Source organism: Streptomyces sp. BR123 (assembly GCF_013401435.1).
Lineage (GTDB): Bacteria > Actinomycetota > Actinomycetes > Streptomycetales > Streptomycetaceae > Streptomyces.
In genome coordinates this window covers 1-433 of the sequence record NZ_JACBGN010000685.1, presented here as the reverse complement: position 1 = coordinate 433, position 433 = coordinate 1, and the positions used below count along the sequence as shown (strand labels likewise).

The following is a 433-nucleotide window of genomic DNA, read 5'->3' as shown; positions in this document are numbered from 1 at the left end:
GAAGGTGGGACTGGCGATTGGGACGAAGTCGTAACAAGGTAGCCGTACCGGAAGGTGCGGCTGGATCACCTCCTTTCTAAGGAGCACAGTACCGATTGCAGGCAAACGTTCTGCACGGTCAGCTCATCGGTGGAACGTTGATTAGTTGGCGTGAGTGACTTGAAGGTCTCCCAGTACTGCCCTCGGGCGTGGAACGGAGTTCACGGAGAGCGCTTGCGCTTGGCACGTTGTTGGGTCCTGAAGGCACGGCCGTTGGTCAGTCTTCAGTGCCGGCCCCGGTAAAGGTTTGCTTCGGCAGGCTGTGACGGGTGGCTGGTCGTTGTTTGAGAACTACACAGTGGACGCGAGCATCTGTGGCCAAGTTTTTAAGGGCGCACGGTGGATGCCTTGGCACCAGGAACCGATGAAGGACGTGAGAGGCCGCGATAGGCCC

General features: G+C 58.7%; 1 rRNA gene. It reads left to right on the top strand.

From position 1 onward, the window contains the following. Positions 1-76, top strand: a 16S ribosomal RNA gene (locus HYE82_RS37040); the annotation flags it as partial. Positions 77-433 lie beyond the last annotated feature (357 nt).